A 17,938-nucleotide genomic window follows, 5' to 3' on the forward strand; every position below is an offset into this window, starting at 1 on the left:
CCAGCCCTACCAGGCCAGCAGCACCAGCTCGGAGCAAAAGGCCGGGCCCATCGCGATCATCAGCCCGATCGACCCCGGCGCCGGCGGGTCGGCCATGTTGGCGCGCAGCACGTCCAGCACCGACACCGATGACAGGTTCCCGTTGGCGCGCAACGAGTTCCGGGTGTGATCCAGGGCGTCGCCGGGCAGGTCCAGCACCTGCTCGACGGCCTCGATCACCCGCGGCCCGCCGGGGTGGCACACCCAGGTCGACACGTCCCGGGGGGTCAGGCCGTGCTCGCCGAGGAACTCGCGGACGTCGTCGCCGAGGTATTTCTCGGTGACGGTGGCGACGTCGACCGACAGCACGATCCGGAATCCGTCGCTGCCGATCTTCCAGCCCATGACGTCCTCGGTGCCGGGGTATATCCGGCTCCGCGTCGCCAGCACCCGGGGACCGCGAGCCGCCCGCTCGGCGCCCGTCGCGATGACGGCGGCCGCGCCATCGCCAAAGAGGCTGGTGGCGACCAGGTTTGCCACCGAATTGTCCTGCCGCTGAATCGTCAGCGAACACAGCTCGACGGCCAGCAGCGCCGCCACCTGGCCCGGGAAGGCGCGCAGGTAGTCGTGCATGCGGGCGACCCCGGCCGCCCCGGCCACGCAGCCCAGGCCGAACAGCGGGATGCGTTTGACGTCCTGGCGCAGCCCGACCCGGTTGGCCAGGCGGGCCTCCAGCGTCGGCACGGTCAGCCCGGTGACCGTCGTGGAAAACACGATGTCGACCTCCGACGGCCTGACCTTCGCCTGGTCGAGCGCCGCGAGGAACGCCTGCTCGGCCAGGCCGAGCGCGGTGTCGACGTAGGTGTCATTGGCCTCGGTGAAGCCGCTGAGCTGGCCGTATCGCGACAGCGGCAGGGCGATGTTGCGGAATTCGACCCCGCTGCTGTCGGCGAACCGCCGAAATTCCGGGCCGGCGAAGCCGCTCAGCGCGCGGGTGGCTTCGTCCTGCCGGTACCGGTTCGGTGGGAAGGTGACGGCGACGCCCGCCACGGCCGGATAACTGGTTGGTGTTGATGTGGGTGTAGTTGTGGCGCTCACGCGTGCGGAAGTGCCCCCGATGATCTCCTCCATGGTCTGCTCACGGTGCCGGCCCGGCATCGGTTCAAAACCGTCGCTAGTGTCGGGAGTATGCGGATTCTCGTCACCGGCGCCACGGGCTATGTCGGATCGCGGCTGGTCACCGCGCTCCTGGAGAATGGTCATCAGGTCGTGACCGCCAGCCGAAACCCGAAGCGGCTCAAGGGGTTCGGGTGGTTCGGCGACGTCGCCCCCGTCACCCTCGACGCGTCGGATCCTGTATCGGCGCAGGCCGGGATGGACGCCGCCGGACCCGTCGACGTGGCGTATTACCTGGTGCACGCGATCGGCCAGCCCGGCTTCCGCGACGCCGACCGGGCCGCGGCGGCCAACCTCGCGGAGGCGGCCCGGGGCGCTGGCGTGCGGCGCATCGTCTACCTGGGCGGATTCGTGCCCGCCGACGAGGCCCTGTCCGAGCACCTGACCAGCCGGGCCGAGGTGGCCGAGGCCCTGACGGTCGAGGACGGCCCGGAGCTGGTGTGGCTTGGCGCCGCGATGATCATCGGCGCGGGCTCGACGTCGTTCGAGATGATGCGCTACGTGGCGGACCGGTTCCCGCTGCTCCCCGTCCCGAGCTGGATGGACAACCCGATCGACCCGATCTCCATCCGCGACGTGCTGCACTACCTGGTCGCCGCCGCGGACCCGGCCCTGGTGCCCGCCGGCGCCTACGACATCTCCGGTCCCACCACCACCTCCTACCGGGGGCTGCTCAAGACCTACGCGCAGATCTCGGGCAGGTGGCACGCGGTCCTGCCGGTCGGCAGGGTCGACACGGGGCTGGCCTCGCTGGTCACCGGGGTTGCGCTGCCGGTGCCGCCGGGCCTGGCGGCCGACCTGGTCGAGTCGCTGGACCATCCGATGGTGGCATCGGTCAGCGGCCTGCGCGATCGGGTGCCCGACCCGCCCGGCGGCCTGCTCGGCGTCGAGGACGCCATCACTCTGGCGCTCGCCGGATCCCATGGTCGGCCGCTTCCGGTCAACAAGCTGACCGACCCCCATCAGCTGGCCGACAGCGATCCCGCCTGGGCGGGCGGCGACGCCCTGCGCATCCGCCGGCTCGCCCGCGCGGTCACCCCGCGCATCGCGCGGCCGACCCTGCGCCTGGTCGACAGCGTGCCCGGCCCGCTCGCCGGCGCGCTGCGCACCGGCCTGGACATCGTGGCGGCGTTGAACGCAAAGGTGCGACCCGCGTGAGCCAGGCGGCCCCATCCCGCGCCAGCGTCGCCTCCGAATTGTGGCGTGCGATCACCAATGTCGCCGTGCCCCATAACGAATCGCCGGCAGTGGTGCGGCGCCGGCGGGTCGTGGTCGCCGTCACGCTGGTGATCGGCGCGGTGGTGCTCGGGTTTTCGTTGCGCCGGCACCCCGGCGAGTCGAGCTTCTACTGGTTGACCCTGGCGCTGGCCGCGGTGTGGGTCGTCGGCGGGTTCGCCTCGGGCCCTTTGCATCTGGGCGGCATCTGCTGGCACGGGCGCAACCAGCGGCCCGTCATCACCGGGACGACCGTCGGGCTGCTGCTCGGCGGCGCCTTCGTGGCGGGCGGGCTCGTCGCCCGCGAGATACCTGCCGTCGCGAGCCTGATCGGCCGGGTGCTGGCCTTCGCCCATCAGGGCTCTTTTTTGCTGGTCGTGGTGATCACGGTGGTCAACGGCGTGGCCGAGGAGATCTTCTTCCGCGGCGCGCTCTACACCGCCCTGGGCCGCCACCACCCGGTGCTCATCTCCACGCTGCTGTACATCTGCGCCACCCTGGCCAGCGGCAACCCGATGCTCGGGTTCGCCGCGATCATCCTGGGGACGGTGTGCGCGCTGGAGCGCCGGGCCAGCGGCGGAGTCCTGGCGCCGGCGCTGACTCACCTGGTGTGGGGCCTGATCATGGTGCTCGCGCTGCCCCCGATGTTCGGGGTTTAACCGGCCGCACCGCGTCGGTCGCCAGCGCACGGAGCGCGGCGGTCCACAAAGGCCGCATCACGAGCCAGCAGAGCCGACCAGGAAGGCCGGCGGGCATGAAGGTTGCCCGCTGCGTGTACCGGGTGCCCCCGCCGACGCGCGGTGCGACGGCGATCTCCAGCCAACGCTGGCCCACCGAACGAGATCCGCCGCGCAACAGCAGCCTGCTGCCGGGCTCGCGCTCCGCCACGATCAACCCTTTGAGGATGCGCCGCCGGCTGGACCGGGCGGCATCTTCCGCGGCGCTCCACACGCCGGCGGGCTCGGCCGTGGTGTCGGCGATCCGCACGTCGGTGTGGATTTCCTCCCCGGCCCAGTCGGGGTCGCTGGGCAGCGGCTCGGCGGGGTCCGATTGCAGCGAGTTCCAGGTGGCGTCGGCGAGCCCTCGCGTCGTGCGGTCGAGCGCCAATTCGACGGCGCGACGGTAGCCGGTGAGGCCACCGGGTGGCGGCGCGATGACGGAGTCGATGTCGGCGTTGCGCATCACCGCATCGCATTCCAGCGATTCGATCAGCGGCCGCGCCAGCCCGGGCGGGATCGGGGTCACGGCCCCGATCCACAGGCTGGCGATCGTCGGCGTCAGGAACGGCAGCACGACCAGATAGCGCCGCCCCAGCTCCGCGACCTCCGCGTAGAGGCGCATCATGTCGCCGTACTCCAGTACGTCGGGCCCGCCGATGTCCCACGTCCTCGACTTCTGCTCCGCCGGCACCGTCGCCGTCGCCGCACCAACCAGGTAGTGCAGCACGTCGCGCACCGCGATCGGCTGGATCCGGTTGTGCACCCACTTCGGCGTGGTCATCACGGGCAACCGGTCGGTGAGGTGCCGGATCAGTTCGAACGAAGCCGACCCCGATCCGATGACCACCCCGGCCTGTAACACCAGCGTCTCGATGCCAGAGTCGATTAACGCCCGACCGACGGCGGTCCGCGACTCCAGGTGCGGCGAGAGCTTGGTGCCCTCGGGATGCAGTCCGCTCAGGTACACCACCCGTCGCACCCCGGTGCGGCGAGCGGCCGTCACCACGTTGCGAACGGCGCGGGTCTCCTCGGCGGCGAAATCCCGGGATGCCCCCATCGAATGGACCAGGTAGTAGAGGACGTCGATCCCGTCGAAGGCGGCGATCAGGGAATCCACATCACCGAGGTCACCGCGCACCACCTCGGCCCCGTCGCGCCACGGGACGTCGGCCAGTTTGTCCGGGTCGCGGGCCAGCGCGCGAACCTGGTGGCCCTCGTCGATCAGTCGCGGCGCCAGCCGGGCGCCGATGTAGCCGGTCGCCCCGGTCACCAGGCAGCGGACCATCGACCCTCCGTCCCCTGCATAAAGTATTCGGACCCGACGCAAGGAAGGATTGCCGGTTCAGGGAAAAGTAAGCCCTACTGATCGGTGAAGTTGGGGGCGCGCTTCTCCTGGAAGGCCGTCGCGCCCTCCTTGAAGTCGTTGGCGCGCAACAGGCCCGACTGTCCCTCGAACTCGCGCTGCAGGGCCGGCTCCAGTTCGGTCAGCGTGGCCGCGTTGATCGCCTGCTTGGTCTTGGCGAACGCCACCGCCGGACCCGCCAGCAACCGGTCGATCACCTTGTCCACCTCGGCGCCGAAGTCCGCGGCCGGGTAGACGGCGGTGACCAGGCCCGCGGCCAGCGCCTCGGCGGCCGGCAGCCGCTCGGCCAGCAGGGCCATGCGCATTGCCCGAACGCGGCCGATCGCCGCGGCGATCAACGCCGACGCGCCCCCGTCGGGCATCAACGCGATCTTGGTGAACGCGAGCATGAAAAACGCTGCGTCGGAAGCAAGTACGACGTCACAGGCGAGCGCCAGGGAGACGCCGACGCCGGCCGCAGGGCCCTGGACCACGGCAACCACCGGCTGCGGCGCCGCGACGATGGCCCGGATCAGCCGGTTGATCTCCAGGATGATCTCGTCCGGCGGGACCCCGCCGCCGCCCGACATGTCGTCGGCGCCGATGCCCGCCCCCGAGCAGAAGCCGCGACCCGCGCCACCGACGCGCACCACCTTGACCGCGGGGTCGGTGGCGGCGCTTTCCATCGCGTCGGCGAGCCCGGTGATCACGGGAATGGTCAGCGAGTTCAGGCTGTCGGGGCGGTCGATGGTCACCGACAGCACACCGTTGCTCAGGGCGAGGTCGAGACCGGCGACGGGGGACAGCGTGTCGATCGCGGATTGCGGCATGGGCTCACCATAGGTGACCGGGCTGCGGGGCCCGCTGGGGCGGCTGCGAAGATGCGAAGCGAACGGGCATCGGAGCGGACGGAAGGTCGGGAGATTGTGGCGGGACCGCTGAACGGACTTCGGGTTGTCGAGTTGGCCGGCATCGGGCCGGGCCCACATGCCGCGATGATCCTGGGGGATCTGGGCGCCGACGTGGTGCGCATCGACCGGCCGTCTGCCGGTCCCGGTGGCGTCGCGAAGGACGCCATGATGCGCAACCGGCGCGTCGTGACGGCCGACCTCAAGTCCGACGAGGGACGCGCACTCGTGCTCAAGCTGGTCGCCAAGGCCGACGTGTTGATCGAGGGCTACCGCCCGGGCGTCACCGAGCGGCTCGGCCTGGGCCCCGAGCAATGCGCCGAGGTGAACGACCGGCTGATCTACGCCCGGATGACCGGCTGGGGGCAGACCGGCCCGCGCAGCCAGCAGGCAGGCCACGACATCAACTACATCTCGCTCAACGGCATCCTGCACTCCATCGGCCGCGTCGACGAGCGGCCGGTGCCGCCGCTGAACCTGGTGGGTGACTTCGGGGGCGGCTCGATGTTCCTGCTCGTCGGCATCCTCTCGGCGCTGTGGGAGCGGCAGAGCTCCGGCAAGGGCCAGGTCGTCGACGCCGCGATGGTCGACGGATCGAGCGTGCTGATCCAGATGATGTGGCAGATGCGCGCCTCGGGCATGTGGACCGACGTGCGGGGCACCAACCTGCTCGACGGCGGGGCTCCTTACTACGACACCTACGAGTGCGCCGACGGCCGCTACGTCGCCGTCGGCGCCATCGAGCCGCAGTTCTACGCGGCCATGCTGGCCGGACTCGGCCTGGAGGGCGCCGACCTGCCCGGGCAGAACGACGTCACCCGCTGGCCCGAGCTGAGAGCGGTGCTCACCGACAAGTTCGCCGGCCACGACCGCGACCACTGGGCCAAGGTGTTCGCCGACTCCGACGCCTGCGTGACGCCGGTGCTGGCCTTCGGCGAGGTGCACACCGAGCCGCACATCACCGAGCGGAACACCTTCTACGAGGTCAACGGCGGCCTGCAGCCGCTGCCGGCGCCGCGGTTCTCGCGCACCGCGCCGGACACGCCCCGCCCGGCGGCGCCGGAGACCGACGTCGAGGCGGTTCTCCGGCACTGGGTATAGTCCCCAACCAACTGGTTGGCTGGACGAGAGGGAAGGACTCGCATGGAGATCAAGGACGCCGTAGCCGTCGTCACCGGGGGAGCCTCGGGGCTGGGCCTGGCCACCACCAAGCGGCTGCTCGACCGCGGCGCGCAGGTGGTCGTGCTCGACCTGCGCGGTGAGGAAGCGGTCCGCGAGCTGGGTGATCGCGCGCGCTTCGTGGAGGCCGACGTCACCGACGAGGCCGCCGTCGGCAAGGCCCTGGACGCCGCCGAGGCGATGGGCACGCTGCGCATCAACGTCAACTGTGCGGGCATCGGCAACGCCATCAAGACGCTGTCCAAGGACGGTCCGTTCCCGCTGGACGGGTTCAAGAAGGTGATCGGGGTCAACCTGATCGGTACGTTCAACGTGCTGCGGCTGGCCGCCGAGCGGATCGCGAAGACCGAGCCGGTCGGGCCCGAAACAAGCCCAGAGCGGGGCGTCATCATCAACACCGCGTCGGTCGCCGCGTTCGAGGGCCAGATCGGCCAGGCCGCCTACTCGGCGTCCAAGGGCGGCGTGGTGGGCATGACGCTGCCGATCGCGCGCGATTTGTCGCGCGAGCTCATCCGGGTGGTGACCATCGCGCCGGGGCTGTTCAAGACCCCGCTGCTGGGTTCGCTGCCCGAGGAGGCCCAGAAGTCGCTGGGCAAGCAGGTGCCGCACCCGGCCCGGCTGGGCGACCCCGACGAGTACGGCGCCCTGGCCGTGCACATCGTCGAAAACCCGATGCTCAACGGGGAGGTCATCCGGCTGGACGGCGCCATCCGCATGGCCCCGCGCTGACCCCGGCGCGCCCCGTACAAACGAAAGCCCCCCAGCTTTGCCGGGGGGCTTTCGGATCGAGAGAAACTTACCGACGGAACCATCGGGTGATCGCGGGTTCGGCCATCAACAGCCGTGCTATGACGCTCATGGCGGTCAGCTTGCCGTAGGCAGCGGTTGCGGGTCTTCGAACTGCTCGGAGGTCTCGCCTTCGACCAGCACGTCGCCGTGGTAAAGGGCCTCGAAGTCAGCTTTGATGACGTCGGCACTCGAGTCGTCGATCCACATGACACTGAGCGTATGGGCCTCTCCTAAGGAATCAGTGAGTCACGATTCGGAAAATGGTGGCAATTTACTCGCGGGTAGGTTTGCCGGGCGCCGGGCGCCGAATTCGGTCCCTGAGCGGGTGAGATGCCGCTTTGAACCGTTCGGTGGCCCGACGACGTTACTTCGGGGTAATGTTTGTTTGACACCTGTCAGTTACCACTGATAAGTTACCGCGGGTCGGGGGCGCGGCGAATCATGGGTACGGGGAGGACCGGGGAACGTGCTGCAAGCGATCGCTCGATTGGCCATCAGGGCGCCACGGCGCATCGTCGCGGTCGCGGTACTGATCTTCATCGGCGCGGCGGTGTTCGGCCTTCCCGTCGCGAAGAGCCTGTCGCCCGGGGGCTTCATGGACCCCAACTCGGAGTCGGCCCACGCCATCGACGTCCTGGCCGACAAGTTCGGCCAGAGCGGTCAGCAGATGGTGATCATGGTGACGTCCCCCGCGGGTGCCCACAGCGAGCAGGCGCGCAAGGTGGGCACCGAGCTCGTCTCCGAACTGCACGCCTCGCCGCTGGTCTACAACGTGACATCCGCCTGGACCGCGCCGCCCCAGGCCGCCGACGACCTGGTCAGCACCGACGGCAAGTCGGGGTTGCTCGTGGTCAACCTCAAGGGCGGCGAGAACCTCGTGCAGAAAAACGCCCAACGCCTGGCCGACGAATTCGTTCACGACAGCGACGGCGTCGCCGTCCGCGCCGGCGGACCGGCGATGCAATACGCCCAGATCAACAAGCAGAACCAGGACGACCTGGTGGTCATGGAGATGATCGCGCTGCCGCTCAGCTTCCTGGTGCTGATCTGGGTGTTCGGCGGGCTGTTGGCGGCGGCGCTGCCGATGGCTCTCGGGGCACTGGCCGTCGTCGGCTCGATGACGGTGTTGCGGCTGATCACCTTCAGCACCGAGGTGTCGATCTTCGCGCTCAACCTGAGCACTGCGATGAGCCTGGCGCTGGCCATCGACTACACCCTGCTGATCGTCAGCCGCTATCGCGACGAGCTGGCCGAGGGCGGTGACCGCGACGAGGCGCTGATCCGCACCATGGCCACCTCCGGCCGCACCGTCTTGTTCTCCGCGGTCACCGTGGCGCTGTCGATGTCGGCGACGGCGCTGTTCCCGATGTACTTCCTGAAGTCGTTCGCCTACGCCGGCGTGGCCTCGGTCGCGTTCGTCGCGATCGCGTCGATCGTGATCACCCCGGCCGCGATCGTGCTGCTCGGCCCGCGGCTGGACGCGCTGAACGTGCGCCACCTGCTGCGCCGGACGTGGTTGCGACGGTGGACGCGTCCCGATCCCGTGCACAAGCCGGTCGAGGAGCTGTTCTGGTATCGGTCCAGCAAGTACGTGATGCGGCGGTGGGCGCCGGTGGGGCTGTCGGTGCTGGCGCTGCTGTTGCTGCTCGGGCTGCCGTTCTTCTCGGTGAAGTGGGGTTTCCCCGACGACCGGGTGCTGCCGCGTTCGGCGTCGTCGCACGAGGTCGGCGACCGGCTGCGCAGCGGCTTCGCCGACGATTCGGCGACCGCGGTGCCGGTCCTCATCCCGGATGTCCGAAACGTGAGCCCGGCGGACCTCGACCGCTACGCCGCCGACCTGTCCCGCGTCCCCGACGTGACGGCGGTGTCGGCGCCGAGCGGGACGTTCGTCAACGGCATACCGTCCGGACCACCGGTTGCCGCAACGGGTTTGGCCGACGGCAGCGCGTTTTTGACCGTGAACAGTTCGGCGCCGCTGTTCTCGCGGGCGTCCGACGAGCAGCTGACGCGGCTGCACAAGGTGGCCGGGCCGGGCGGCCGGTCCGTCGAGATGGCCGGGGTGGCCCAGGTCAACCGCGACAGCGTCGATGCGGTGACCGATCGTCTCCCGCTGGTGCTGGGGCTGATGGCCGCGGTGACGTTCGTGCTGCTGTTCCTGCTCACCGGCAGCGTGCTGTTGCCGGCGAAGGCCCTGGTGTGCAACGTGTTGTCGCTGACCGCGGCGTTCGGGGCACTGGTGTGGATTTTCCAGGACGGCCACCTCGGTGCGCTCGGCACGACGCCGAGCGGGACGCTGGTGGCGAACATGCCGGTGTTGTTATTCTGTATCGCTTTTGGGCTGTCGATGGACTACGAGGTGTTCCTGCTCTCCCGGATCCGGGAGTACTGGCTGGCATCGGGGGCGGCCCGGCCCGCGACACCGACCGCGAAGGAGGCGCACGCCGCCAACGACGAGAGCGTGGCGCACGGCGTCGCGCGCACCGGCCGGGTGATCACCGCCGCGGCCCTGGTGATGTCGATGTCGTTCGCCGCACTGATCGCCGCGCACGTCTCGTTCATGCGCATGTTCGGCCTCGGCCTGACCCTTGCGGTGTTCGCCGACGCGACCCTGGTGCGCATGGTCCTGGTTCCGGCGTTCATGCATGTGATGGGCCGCTGGAATTGGTGGGCGCCAAAGCCTTTGGTGTGGCTGCACGAGCGGTTCGGGATCAGCGAGGGCGGCGAGGAGGTCAAAAAGCCGGCCCTGGCGACGGACTCCGCGCCTGCGCAGCCCAACGGGCGCCAGGTCAGGGAGTCGGTGACCCACAGTGGTTGACGTGTCGATCGAGGGCCTCACCGAGGCCCGCCGTGTCCGGGCGCGCCGTGGGTCCGGCGAGCGGCTCCGCGACGAAATCCTCGATGCCACAACCGAACTGCTGCTGGAGACGGGGCACGCCAGGGCGGTGTCGATCCGGTCGGTCGCGCAGCGCGTCGGCGTCACACCGCCGTCGATCTACCTGCATTTCGCCGACAAAGACGCCCTGATGGATGCGGTGTGTGCGCGGTACTTCGAAAAGCTCGATCCGGAAATGCGGCGGCTGGCCGCCGAGCACACGTCCCCGATCGAGGTGCTGCGCGCCCAGGCGCGTGCCTACGTGCGGTTCGCGGTGCAGACGCCCGAGTTGTACCGGATCGCCACGATGGGCGAGTGGCGCTCCGGAAGCAGCGTCGACACGACGCTGAACAGCTCGGCGTTCAAGCACATTCGCGCCACCGTGCGCCGGCTGATGGACGACGGCACCTACCGCCCGGACGATCCGACCGGCGTCGCCCTGGAACTGTGGAGCGCGGCGCACGGCGTGGCGGCGATGCTGATCGCCAAGCCGCACTTGCCGTTCGGTGACACCGAGGCGTTCGTCGACCGGGTGCTGTCGGCGGTGTTCTGCGGGCAGCTGGTGCTGGGGTACTGCGGGCGCGACGCCACGCCGCAGAGGCTGGCGGCGTGGGTGGTGGCGCACCGGCCCGGCGAGGAGTCGCGGCCGTGACGGCGGCGGCCGAGTCCACCGTCAACCACCCGTTCTTCGCGCGCGTGTGGCCGCTTGTCGCGGCGCACGAGGCCGAGCCGGTGCGGGCCCTCCGCCGGGAGAACGTGGCCGGCCTGTCGGGCCGGGTGCTGGAAATCGGCGCGGGTGTCGGGACGAACTTCGCCAACTATCCGCAGACCGTCTCCCAGGTGGTCGCCGTCGAGCCGGAGCCGCGGCTGGCGGAGCGCGCCCGCGCGGCGGCCGCGGCGGCCCCCGTGCCGGTGGTCGTCATCGGGGCGACGGCGGAGGCGTTTCGTGACGAGCAGCCGTTCGACGCGGCGGTGTGCTCGCTGGTGTTGTGCTCGGTGCGCGACGTCGACGGCGTGCTGCGCCGGGTGCACGCGATGCTGCGGCCGGGCGGACAGCTGCGCTACCTCGAGCACGTGGCCAGCGCGGGCGCGCGGGGCAGGCTGCAGCGGCTGGCCGACGCGACGCTGTGGCCGAGGCTGTTCGGCAACTGCCACACCCACCGCGACACCGAGCGCGCGATCGCCGGCGCCGGGTTCGAGGTGGACGCGTCGCGGCGGGAATGGACGCTACCGGTGTGGGCGCCGCTGCCGGTGTCGGAGCTGGCGCTGGGCCGGGCCGTTCGCCGCTAAGGTTTCGCGCCGAGACTGCGCTCAGATCGCGTTCCGCGACCTCGGCCGCGATCTGAGCGCAGTCCCGATCGCCCGGAATTCCCACGCGTCGCGCACCCGCGCGACGACGTCCGCGGGACGATCGGATGCGATCACCCGGATGACGATCCAGCCGAGCCGGTCTATCGCCTCCCTGCGACGGATGTCCCACGCGTACTGCACGGGATCGAGGCGGTGTTGTTCGCCGTCGTACTCGGCGGCGACCATGATGTCCTCCCATCCCATGTCGAGGTAATACCGTTGCGTCCCGGCCAGTACCGGGATTTGGGTCGTCGGCCGCGGCAGGCCCGCGCGGATCAGCAGCAGGCGCAGCCACGTCTCCTTCGGCGACTGGGCGCCCGGGTCGACGAGGTCCAGCGCGGCTTCCAATTGCCGGAGTCCCCGCGCGCCGTGCTGCCGGTCCGCAATCGCGAGGATCTCGTCGACCTTCGTGCCCGTCGCAGCCATCAGTGCGTCCAAGCGGGCGACCGCCGTGCCGATCGGGCGGCACCGGCCGATGTCGAATGCCGTGCGCCCAGGTGTCGTTACGGGAAGGCCCGCCACCACCTCGAGGTCTTGCGGAACAAGGCTGTAGTCATACGTTTTCATGCCCCGGGGCGGGCGGGCGTTCGACCACACCAGCTCGGCGGGCAGATTCTCGTCCACCCACTTGGAGCCGTGCCACGCGGCCGCGGTCAGCCCCGCGAGCACGCCCCGCCGGTGCGACCACAGCCACGCCGCGACCGCGCGGTCGCGCGGCGTCAACTTGTGATCGCGCCGCACATAGACGTCGGGAAACACCGCCCGGAACCGGGACCGCAGCTGATACTTGCGCAGCGCCCCGGCTTTCACCGCCTCGCTGCCGATGAAGGGTTCGTCGATTGCCATGACCGCACGCTCGCCGAACGGACCGACGCAAACCCCGCCGAAACTGCGCTCAGCGCGTGTTCTTGTGCACCAAACGCGATCTGTGCGCAGTCTCGGCGCGAAGGGTTGGCAGGGTTACCGCAGCAGCGCGGGCAGGCGCTGCAGCAGCTCGGGCAACGCCTGGCTGGCGCTCTCGCGGATGCTGATCGTGGCGCTGGCGCTCAGCGGCGTCGGCTCGGGGTTGACCTCGACGACGACGGCGCCGCGCGACAGCGCCAGGTCCGGCAGGCCTGCCGCCGGATAGACGATCGCCGAGGTGCCCACCACCACCATCACGTCGGTGGCCCGAGTCGCTTCGACCGCGCGCTGCCACGGCCCGTCGGGCAGCGCCTCGCCGAACCAGACGATGTCGGGCCGGATCAGGCCGCCGCATCCGCAGACCGGGGGCTCGACCTCCAGCGCCGGCTCGGCCATCGCGGGAAGCGTCTCGGTGTAGGGCAGATCGCAACGCTCGCAACGGAATTCGAAGAGGCTGCCGTGCAGGTGGTGCACCGGGGCGCTGCCGGCGCGCTCGTGCAGGTCGTCGACGTTCTGCGTGACGACGGTGACGTCGGCGTGGTCTTGCCAGGCGGCGATCGCGAGGTGCCCGGCGTTGGGTTCGACGTCGGCCACCAGGTAGTGGCGCCACAGATACCAGCCCCAGACGCGTTCGGGGTTGTCGCGCCATCCTTGGGTGCTGGACAGCTCGTAGGGGTCGAAGCGGGCCCACAACCCGTTCTTGTCGTCCCGGAAGGTCGGCACGCCGCTCTCGGCGGAAATCCCCGCGCCGCTGAGCACGGTTACTCGCATCCCACAAACATAGCCTCGCGTGCGGGATACTGGACGGGTGGAGCTGCGGGATTGGTTACGGGTCGACGTGCGGGCTGGCAAGCCGCTGTTCGACCAGCTCAGGACCCAGGTCATCGACGGGGTCCGCAGCGGCGCGCTGCCGCCCGGCAGCCGGTTGCCGACGGTGCGCGACCTGGCCGGCCAGCTGGGCGTCGCGGCCAACACCGTGGCACGGGCCTACCGCGAGCTGGAGTCGGCGGCGATCGTCGAAACCCGCGGGCGCTTCGGCACTTTCATCTCCCGCTTCGACCCGACCGACGCCGCGATGGCCGCCGCGGCCAAGGAGTACGTCGAGGTGGCCAAGGCGCTGGGGCTGACCAAGTCCGACGCGATGCGGTATCTGACCAACGTGCCCGACGACTGAGAAGCCCGTCAGCGCAACACTTTGTCCAGCGTGCGCAGGTTGCGCGTCGTCGTCGAGGACTTGTAGCGCGCCTTGCCCATCGTCTTGCCGATCGTGCTGTCCAGCGTGGCGCCCTTGGCAACCTGCCAGTAGACGACGCCGTCACCGCGGCCGATCTTCTCGTCCGCGGCGGAAGCCCTCAGGCCGGCGAGCTCGTCGAGCACTAGGGGGTCGGCGACGAAGGTGACGTACGACTGGTACCCCTCGACCTCGCGCTCGAACGGGTAGGCGCCGACGATGGCGCGCACCGCGTCGACGGCGTACACCAGCACCCACGCGTCGTAGCCGAACCGCTCGCGCAGCGCGGCCTCGGCCTTCTTGCGCACCCCGGCCGCCTTGGCCGGCGACTCCAGCAGCACGTTGCCGCTGGCCAGGATCGTGCGCACCCCGGCGAACCCGGCGTCGGTCAGCGCGGCCGCCACCTCGGCCATTTTGAGGTTGACTCCGCCGACGTTGACACCGCGCAGGAAGGCCGCGTAGCTGGTCACCCTCCGATCCCACCACGACGACGTAGGCTTTCTCCCATGGGACGCCAGGTCTTCGACGACAAGCTGCTGGCCGTGATCAGCGGGAACTCGCTGGGGGTGCTGGCCACGATCAAGCGCGACGGGCGACCCCAGCTGTCGAACGTGAGTTATCACTTCGACCCGCGCGAGTTGGTCGTGCAGGTGTCGATCACCGAGCCGCGGGCCAAGACCCGCAACCTGCGCCGCGACCCGCGGGCATCGATTCTGGTGGACGCCGACGACGGCTGGTCGTATGCCGTCGCCGAGGGCGCCGCGGAGTTGACGCCCCCCGCGGCCGCGCCCGACGACGAGACCGTCGAGGGCCTGATTGCCTTGTATCGCAACATCGCCGGTGAGCACCCCGACTGGGACGAGTACCGCCAGGCGATGGTCACCGACCGGCGGGTGTTGATGACGCTACGGATCTCGCACGTCTACGGGATGCCGCCGGGCAAGCGCTAGGCTGCCGGTATGGCTGAATCGAAGTCCGCGGAAGACGACGAGAACAAGCGCAAATTCCGTGAGGCGCTGGACCGCAAGATGGCCAAATCGTCGGGCGGATCCGATCACAAAGACGGTGGCGGCAAGCAGTCGCGGGCACATGGCGCCGCCGGCGGCGGCCGTCGGGAGTTTCGCCGCAAGAGCGGCTAATCTTCGTTGTCGGACAACACTTTTGACGGTGTGAACAGGCCGACGGATGGGTCGGCCTTGCCCGGTTTGCCGCGCAGGCTGCCCCGGGTGCTGGGGTGCGAAAAGTCCACCCGGGACGGGTCGTTCCGGTAGGCCCAGTCCGCCGCGATGGTGCGCTGCCGAAACTTCCAGCGGCCCTCGTGTTTGGTGTAGGTGTCAAGGTACCGGCCGCCGATGACGATGTCCGAGTCGTGCTCGGGACCGGCGAAGGTGTGGAACACCAGGCAGTAGATCTCGCCGCGGGCGGTGTCACCGTCGATCACGAAGTTCGTCGTGGTGACGTGGTGTTGGGAGACACGCACATACGGCTCCGCGGCCTGAAGTTGCGCGATGAACTCGTCGACGCCGCCGGTGGAGAACGAGCCGTGCGAATCGGTCGCGTCGGGGTGGTACAGGTCCCGAAGCGCCGCATAGTCGGCGCGGTCGACGGCGCGGCAATAGGCGGTGACGAGCTGGTGCAGTTCGTCGCGGGCCAGCATCAGCGCCAACTTGGCTTCGTCCGCCACCACGCCACACTAGCCCGGTGGCTATGCTGTGCGAGTGCCCAGACTGCAGTTGGCCCAGGATCCGGCCGCCGACGCGCTGCTCGACGACGATCCGTTCGCGTTGCTGATCGGGATGCTGCTCGACCAGCAGGTGCCGTTCGAGACCGCCTTCGCGGGGCCGAAGAAGATCGCCGACCGTATGGGCCGCCTCGACGCCGGCGAGATCGCCGGCTACGACCCGGACAAGTTCGCCGCGCTGTGCTCGGAAAGGCCGGCGGTGCACCGCTTCCCGGGCTCGATGGCCAAGCGCATCCAGGGACTGGCGCAGATCATCGTGGATCGCTATGACGGTGACGCGGCCGGGTTGTGGAAGGCGGGGGAACCCGACGGCAAGGAGCTGCTGCGGCGGCTCAAGGGACTGCCCGGTTTCGGCGAGCAGAAGGCGAAGATCTTCCTGGCGTTGCTCGGCAAGCAGTACGGCGTGACGCCGACGGGCTGGCGGGCGGCGGCCGGTGAGTTCGGCAAGGCCGGCACGCACGTGTCCGTCGCGGACATCGTCGACGATCGCTCGCTTTCACAGGTGCGGTCGTACAAGAAGCAGTTGAAGGCAGCAGCGAAGGGAAAGGCGGCAACGTGAAGACACATCTGTCGTGTCCGTGCGGCGAAGCCATCGTCGGCAAGGATGAGGACGAGCTGGTGGAGCTGACCCAGGCGCACCTGGCCAGCGCCCACCCCGGCCTCGAGTACGACCGCGACGCGATCCTGTTTATGGCGTACTAGCGGCGGTGCCCGGTCAGGGCACCACCGTCGAGCCGATCGTGGGCATGAACTGGCACTGCTTTTCCTTGGTGGTGACCTGCCCGAAGATCGTCGACATGATGCTGCCCGAGCCGGTGTCGACGATCGCCGTCAGCGTCGTCGGGCCGTCGCCATTGATGTCGGTGCGCGGCTTGAGCGTGACCGTCCCCGACTTGCCCGTGGTCAGGTTGACCCAGGTGACGTTCAGCGGCAGCTTCTGCACCTCGGCGGGTCCCGCCGTGCCGACCGCGGTGAACACGTAGGCGGTCTGGCCGGGCCCGGGGCCGGGCGTCGGGATCTTGGCCGGCCCCGCGACCGACAGCGCGGTCGCGATCGAACTACTGCCGTCCGCAAGGCAATTGGTGCCGATCGACGGGTACATGAAGTCCTGGGTGGGCGGGGCGTCGGGGCCCAGACCCGGGGCCGCCGCGGGAGCGGCGTCGGGTGCGGGAGCCGGTGCCGGAGCGGCCGCGGCGGGCGCGGGTCCCGGAGCCGGCGCGGCGGCCGGTGCTGCCGGTGCCGCCGCCGGTGTCGCCGAGGGCGCCGGGGCAGGGGCGGCCGAAGGCGCCGCGACGGGCGCGGGACCCACCGCGTGGGCCGGATCGATGCCGGGCGGCAGGTGCGACTGCAGCCCCGGCTCGATGCCCGCCGGCGGCACGTGCTGCACCGGGGCGGTGTCGGCCGCGGGTGCCGGCGCGCCGGGAACCGGTGCGCCCGGCTCCTGCACGAACTGATTCACCGAAGCCGCCACGTTCTTGGACTCGGTGGGCGCCGTCGGGTTGTGGGTGAAGGCCTGGGCGGCGGCCATGAGCAGCTGGGTCGCCTGCCCGGGATTGCCGGCCGCCTGCTGGATGATCGGGCTCAACTGCGACAGCGCCGGCAGGCCCGGCAACTGCTGGGCGGCGCCGGGTTGCGGCGTCGGCTGCGGTGCCGCGGGATCGGCCGCCGCGCTCGGGCAGAACCCGAACGCGGCAGCCGACGCCGTGACGACAGCGGCCACACCTTTAGACAGATTCCAAGTGTTTCCCACGGTGTCCTCCGGTCCTGGGTTGGTGGGTCAGCTGTCTAACGGGTTACTCAGGGAATCGCCGCGAGCAGCGGTGACATCGGGTTGGGCAGGGCCGCGGCCGGAGCAGCCGGGGCGGCCGGCGCGGCCGGGGCCTGACCGGTGGCCAGCGCCGACAGATCCCCCGGGAGGTTCAGCTGTGCGGGCACATTGACCGGCATGCCCGACGGCAGCGCCGGCATGTTGACCCGCGCCTGCGGTAGCTGCGGCGCCGTCGGGGCCGCGGGGGCCGCCGGCGTCGACAGCCCCGGGATGGCCGGCAGCCCCGGAATCGTCGGCGCGGCCGGGGCGGCGGGTGCCGCGGGCGCCTGCTGCGCCAGGCCCGGGATCGAGCTGAGCCCCGGAATCGACGGCGACGCCGCGGGGGCCGCGGGTGCGGCGGGCGAGGTGAGCCCCGGAATCGCCGAGAGCGGCGACGGCGCCGACACCGGCGAGGCCGGCGAGGCCGCCGCGGGCAGGCCCGGGAAGCTGACGCCGGGCGTGGCCGGCGCCGCCGGCGGCGTGGCGCCGAGGGCGGTGGCGAGGTTCTGCAGGATCTGCGGCGCGTTGGCCGCCGAGCTGATCAGCTGCTGCGGAATGTTCGGCACGGCCGGCGCCGGCACGGGGTCGGCGTGGGCGATACCGCCCGTGAGCAAGGCTGCGGACGAACCGACGAGGACGGCGGTTGCGCGCAAGTAGGTCCAGATGGTTGGCATGACTCTCCCTGGTTGTCGATGACGGGTCCCGGGGCCGAAGTTACTTTGATGCT

Annotated in this window: 22 protein-coding genes; 12 read left to right on the forward strand and 10 right to left on the reverse strand. The window is 70.3% G+C overall.

Annotated features, from left to right (window positions below; translation table 11 throughout):
* Nucleotides 1–6: 6 nt before the first annotated feature.
* Nucleotides 7–1,077: a type III polyketide synthase gene (locus tag AC5Y43_RS19800; protein WP_499975388.1), complete on the reverse strand. Its 1,071-nt coding sequence runs from the start codon at nt 1,075–1,077 to the stop codon at nt 7–9.
* 90 nt (nt 1,078–1,167) lie between these two features.
* Here AC5Y43_RS19800 and AC5Y43_RS19805 point away from each other — a divergent pair, with 90 nt between their 5' ends.
* Both AC5Y43_RS19805 and AC5Y43_RS19810 read left to right on the forward strand, forming a co-directional pair.
* Complete coding sequence (locus AC5Y43_RS19805) at nt 1,168–2,313, forward strand: NAD(P)H-binding protein (protein ID WP_499975214.1); 1,146 nt, start codon at nt 1,168–1,170, stop codon at nt 2,311–2,313.
* Nucleotides 2,310–3,029, forward strand: a complete 720-nt coding sequence (locus AC5Y43_RS19810; RefSeq protein ID WP_499975216.1) for a CPBP family glutamic-type intramembrane protease — start codon at nt 2,310–2,312, stop codon at nt 3,027–3,029. Before AC5Y43_RS19805 ends, AC5Y43_RS19810 begins: the two co-directional genes overlap by 4 nt.
* Here AC5Y43_RS19810 and AC5Y43_RS19815 read toward each other — a convergent pair.
* Both AC5Y43_RS19815 and AC5Y43_RS19820 read right to left on the reverse strand, forming a co-directional pair.
* Entirely contained in the window at nt 2,992–4,374 is a 1,383-nt protein-coding gene (locus AC5Y43_RS19815; RefSeq protein ID WP_499975219.1) for an NAD(P)H-binding protein, read from the reverse strand. The two genes, AC5Y43_RS19810 and AC5Y43_RS19815, sit on opposite strands and share 38 nt — an antisense overlap.
* A 74-nt stretch (nt 4,375–4,448) precedes the next feature.
* Complete coding sequence (locus AC5Y43_RS19820) at nt 4,449–5,261, reverse strand: enoyl-CoA hydratase (RefSeq protein WP_499975220.1); 813 nt, start codon at nt 5,259–5,261, stop codon at nt 4,449–4,451.
* A 96-nt stretch (nt 5,262–5,357) separates the two neighbouring features.
* On the opposite strand from AC5Y43_RS19820, the gene AC5Y43_RS19825 reads away from it, so the two are divergent.
* Together AC5Y43_RS19825 and AC5Y43_RS19830 are read left to right on the forward strand one after the other, a co-directional pair.
* A complete protein-coding gene (locus AC5Y43_RS19825; RefSeq protein ID WP_499975222.1) occupies nt 5,358–6,440 on the forward strand; it encodes a CaiB/BaiF CoA transferase family protein in 1,083 nt (360 codons plus the stop codon).
* 42 nt (nt 6,441–6,482) lie between these two features.
* The gene (locus tag AC5Y43_RS19830) at nt 6,483–7,247 is read left to right on the forward strand and encodes a 3-hydroxyacyl-CoA dehydrogenase (protein ID WP_499975224.1); all 765 of its coding nucleotides are present in this window, start codon (nt 6,483–6,485) and stop codon (nt 7,245–7,247) included.
* A gap of 135 nt (nt 7,248–7,382) precedes the next feature.
* Here AC5Y43_RS19830 and AC5Y43_RS19835 read toward each other — a convergent pair whose 3' ends face one another.
* A complete protein-coding gene (locus tag AC5Y43_RS19835) occupies nt 7,383–7,514 on the reverse strand; it encodes a hypothetical protein (protein WP_499975226.1) in 132 nt (43 codons plus the stop codon).
* Between the two features lie 259 nt (nt 7,515–7,773).
* Here AC5Y43_RS19835 and AC5Y43_RS19840 point away from each other — a divergent pair, with 259 nt between their 5' ends.
* From AC5Y43_RS19840 to AC5Y43_RS19850, 3 genes are read left to right on the forward strand one after another with little or no spacing between them, the layout of a single operon-like run.
* A complete protein-coding gene (locus tag AC5Y43_RS19840; protein ID WP_499975228.1) occupies nt 7,774–10,122 on the forward strand; it encodes an MMPL family transporter in 2,349 nt (782 codons plus the stop codon).
* A gap of 7 nt (nt 10,123–10,129) precedes the next feature.
* On the forward strand, nt 10,130–10,831 hold the full coding sequence (locus AC5Y43_RS19845; RefSeq protein WP_499975390.1) for a TetR/AcrR family transcriptional regulator: 702 nt from the start codon (nt 10,130–10,132) through the stop codon (nt 10,829–10,831).
* Nucleotides 10,828–11,469: a class I SAM-dependent methyltransferase gene (locus AC5Y43_RS19850; RefSeq protein ID WP_499975230.1), complete on the forward strand. Its 642-nt coding sequence runs from the start codon at nt 10,828–10,830 to the stop codon at nt 11,467–11,469. The genes AC5Y43_RS19845 and AC5Y43_RS19850 overlap by 4 nt, the downstream gene beginning before the upstream one ends.
* A 21-nt stretch (nt 11,470–11,490) precedes the next feature.
* On the opposite strand, the gene AC5Y43_RS19855 is transcribed toward AC5Y43_RS19850, so the two are convergent.
* Together AC5Y43_RS19855 and AC5Y43_RS19860 are read right to left on the reverse strand one after the other, a co-directional pair.
* Nucleotides 11,491–12,369, reverse strand: coding sequence for an endonuclease domain-containing protein (locus AC5Y43_RS19855; RefSeq protein ID WP_499975392.1), 879 nt, complete (start codon nt 12,367–12,369; stop codon nt 11,491–11,493).
* A 120-nt stretch (nt 12,370–12,489) separates the two neighbouring features.
* Nucleotides 12,490–13,203 (reverse strand): NAD-dependent deacylase, encoded by a 714-nt coding sequence (locus tag AC5Y43_RS19860; RefSeq protein ID WP_499975231.1) that lies wholly within the window; start codon nt 13,201–13,203, stop codon nt 12,490–12,492.
* A gap of 37 nt (nt 13,204–13,240) precedes the next feature.
* On the opposite strand from AC5Y43_RS19860, the gene AC5Y43_RS19865 reads away from it, so the two are divergent.
* Nucleotides 13,241–13,606: an Rv1152 family transcriptional regulator gene (locus tag AC5Y43_RS19865; RefSeq protein WP_499975233.1), complete on the forward strand. Its 366-nt coding sequence runs from the start codon at nt 13,241–13,243 to the stop codon at nt 13,604–13,606.
* A gap of 8 nt (nt 13,607–13,614) precedes the next feature.
* Here the strand turns inward: AC5Y43_RS19865 and AC5Y43_RS19870 are convergent, their stop codons facing one another.
* The gene (locus tag AC5Y43_RS19870; protein ID WP_499975234.1) at nt 13,615–14,133 is read right to left on the reverse strand and encodes a DUF1697 domain-containing protein; all 519 of its coding nucleotides are present in this window, start codon (nt 14,131–14,133) and stop codon (nt 13,615–13,617) included.
* A 36-nt stretch (nt 14,134–14,169) separates the two neighbouring features.
* Between AC5Y43_RS19870 and AC5Y43_RS19875 the strand changes: the two genes are divergently transcribed.
* Both AC5Y43_RS19875 and AC5Y43_RS19880 read left to right on the forward strand, forming a co-directional pair.
* Nucleotides 14,170–14,613: a PPOX class F420-dependent oxidoreductase gene (locus AC5Y43_RS19875; RefSeq protein ID WP_499975236.1), complete on the forward strand. Its 444-nt coding sequence runs from the start codon at nt 14,170–14,172 to the stop codon at nt 14,611–14,613.
* Between the two features lie 9 nt (nt 14,614–14,622).
* Nucleotides 14,623–14,802, forward strand: coding sequence for a DUF5302 domain-containing protein (locus AC5Y43_RS19880; RefSeq protein WP_499975238.1), 180 nt, complete (start codon nt 14,623–14,625; stop codon nt 14,800–14,802).
* Here AC5Y43_RS19880 and AC5Y43_RS19885 read toward each other — a convergent pair.
* Nucleotides 14,799–15,350, reverse strand: coding sequence for a nuclear transport factor 2 family protein (locus AC5Y43_RS19885; RefSeq protein WP_499975240.1), 552 nt, complete (start codon nt 15,348–15,350; stop codon nt 14,799–14,801). The two genes, AC5Y43_RS19880 and AC5Y43_RS19885, sit on opposite strands and share 4 nt — an antisense overlap.
* A 31-nt stretch (nt 15,351–15,381) precedes the next feature.
* Between AC5Y43_RS19885 and AC5Y43_RS19890 the strand changes: the two genes are divergently transcribed.
* Together AC5Y43_RS19890 and AC5Y43_RS19895 are read left to right on the forward strand one after the other, a co-directional pair.
* Nucleotides 15,382–15,963, forward strand: coding sequence for an HhH-GPD-type base excision DNA repair protein (locus tag AC5Y43_RS19890; protein ID WP_499975242.1), 582 nt, complete (start codon nt 15,382–15,384; stop codon nt 15,961–15,963).
* Nucleotides 15,960–16,106 (forward strand): DUF1059 domain-containing protein, encoded by a 147-nt coding sequence (locus AC5Y43_RS19895; protein WP_499975245.1) that lies wholly within the window; start codon nt 15,960–15,962, stop codon nt 16,104–16,106. The genes AC5Y43_RS19890 and AC5Y43_RS19895 overlap by 4 nt, the downstream gene beginning before the upstream one ends.
* Nucleotides 16,107–16,119: 13 nt before the next feature.
* Here AC5Y43_RS19895 and AC5Y43_RS19900 read toward each other — a convergent pair whose 3' ends face one another.
* Both AC5Y43_RS19900 and AC5Y43_RS19905 read right to left on the reverse strand, forming a co-directional pair.
* Nucleotides 16,120–17,154, reverse strand: coding sequence for an Rv1157c family protein (locus AC5Y43_RS19900; RefSeq protein ID WP_499975247.1), 1,035 nt, complete (start codon nt 17,152–17,154; stop codon nt 16,120–16,122).
* Nucleotides 17,155–17,201: 47 nt separating this feature from the next.
* Nucleotides 17,202–17,885, reverse strand: coding sequence for a hypothetical protein (locus AC5Y43_RS19905; RefSeq protein WP_499975249.1), 684 nt, complete (start codon nt 17,883–17,885; stop codon nt 17,202–17,204).
* Nucleotides 17,886–17,938 lie beyond the last annotated feature (53 nt).

This window comes from Mycobacterium sp. NGS57, assembly GCF_059812405.1.

Coding starts and splice junctions, on each gene's coding strand:
- AC5Y43_RS19805 (WP_499975214.1), top strand. CDS start 1,168: ATGCGGATTCTCGTCACCGGCGCCACGGGCTATGTCGGATCGCGGCTG.
- AC5Y43_RS19815 (WP_499975219.1), bottom strand. CDS start 4,374: ATGGTCCGCTGCCTGGTGACCGGGGCGACCGGCTACATCGGCGCCCGG.
- AC5Y43_RS19820 (WP_499975220.1), bottom strand. CDS start 5,261: ATGCCGCAATCCGCGATCGACACGCTGTCCCCCGTCGCCGGTCTCGAC.
- AC5Y43_RS19830 (WP_499975224.1), top strand. CDS start 6,483: ATGGAGATCAAGGACGCCGTAGCCGTCGTCACCGGGGGAGCCTCGGGG.
- AC5Y43_RS19835 (WP_499975226.1), bottom strand. CDS start 7,514: ATGTGGATCGACGACTCGAGTGCCGACGTCATCAAAGCTGACTTCGAG.
- AC5Y43_RS19860 (WP_499975231.1), bottom strand. CDS start 13,203: ATGCGAGTAACCGTGCTCAGCGGCGCGGGGATTTCCGCCGAGAGCGGC.
- AC5Y43_RS19875 (WP_499975236.1), top strand. CDS start 14,170: ATGGGACGCCAGGTCTTCGACGACAAGCTGCTGGCCGTGATCAGCGGG.
- AC5Y43_RS19880 (WP_499975238.1), top strand. CDS start 14,623: ATGGCTGAATCGAAGTCCGCGGAAGACGACGAGAACAAGCGCAAATTC.
- AC5Y43_RS19905 (WP_499975249.1), bottom strand. CDS start 17,885: ATGCCAACCATCTGGACCTACTTGCGCGCAACCGCCGTCCTCGTCGGT.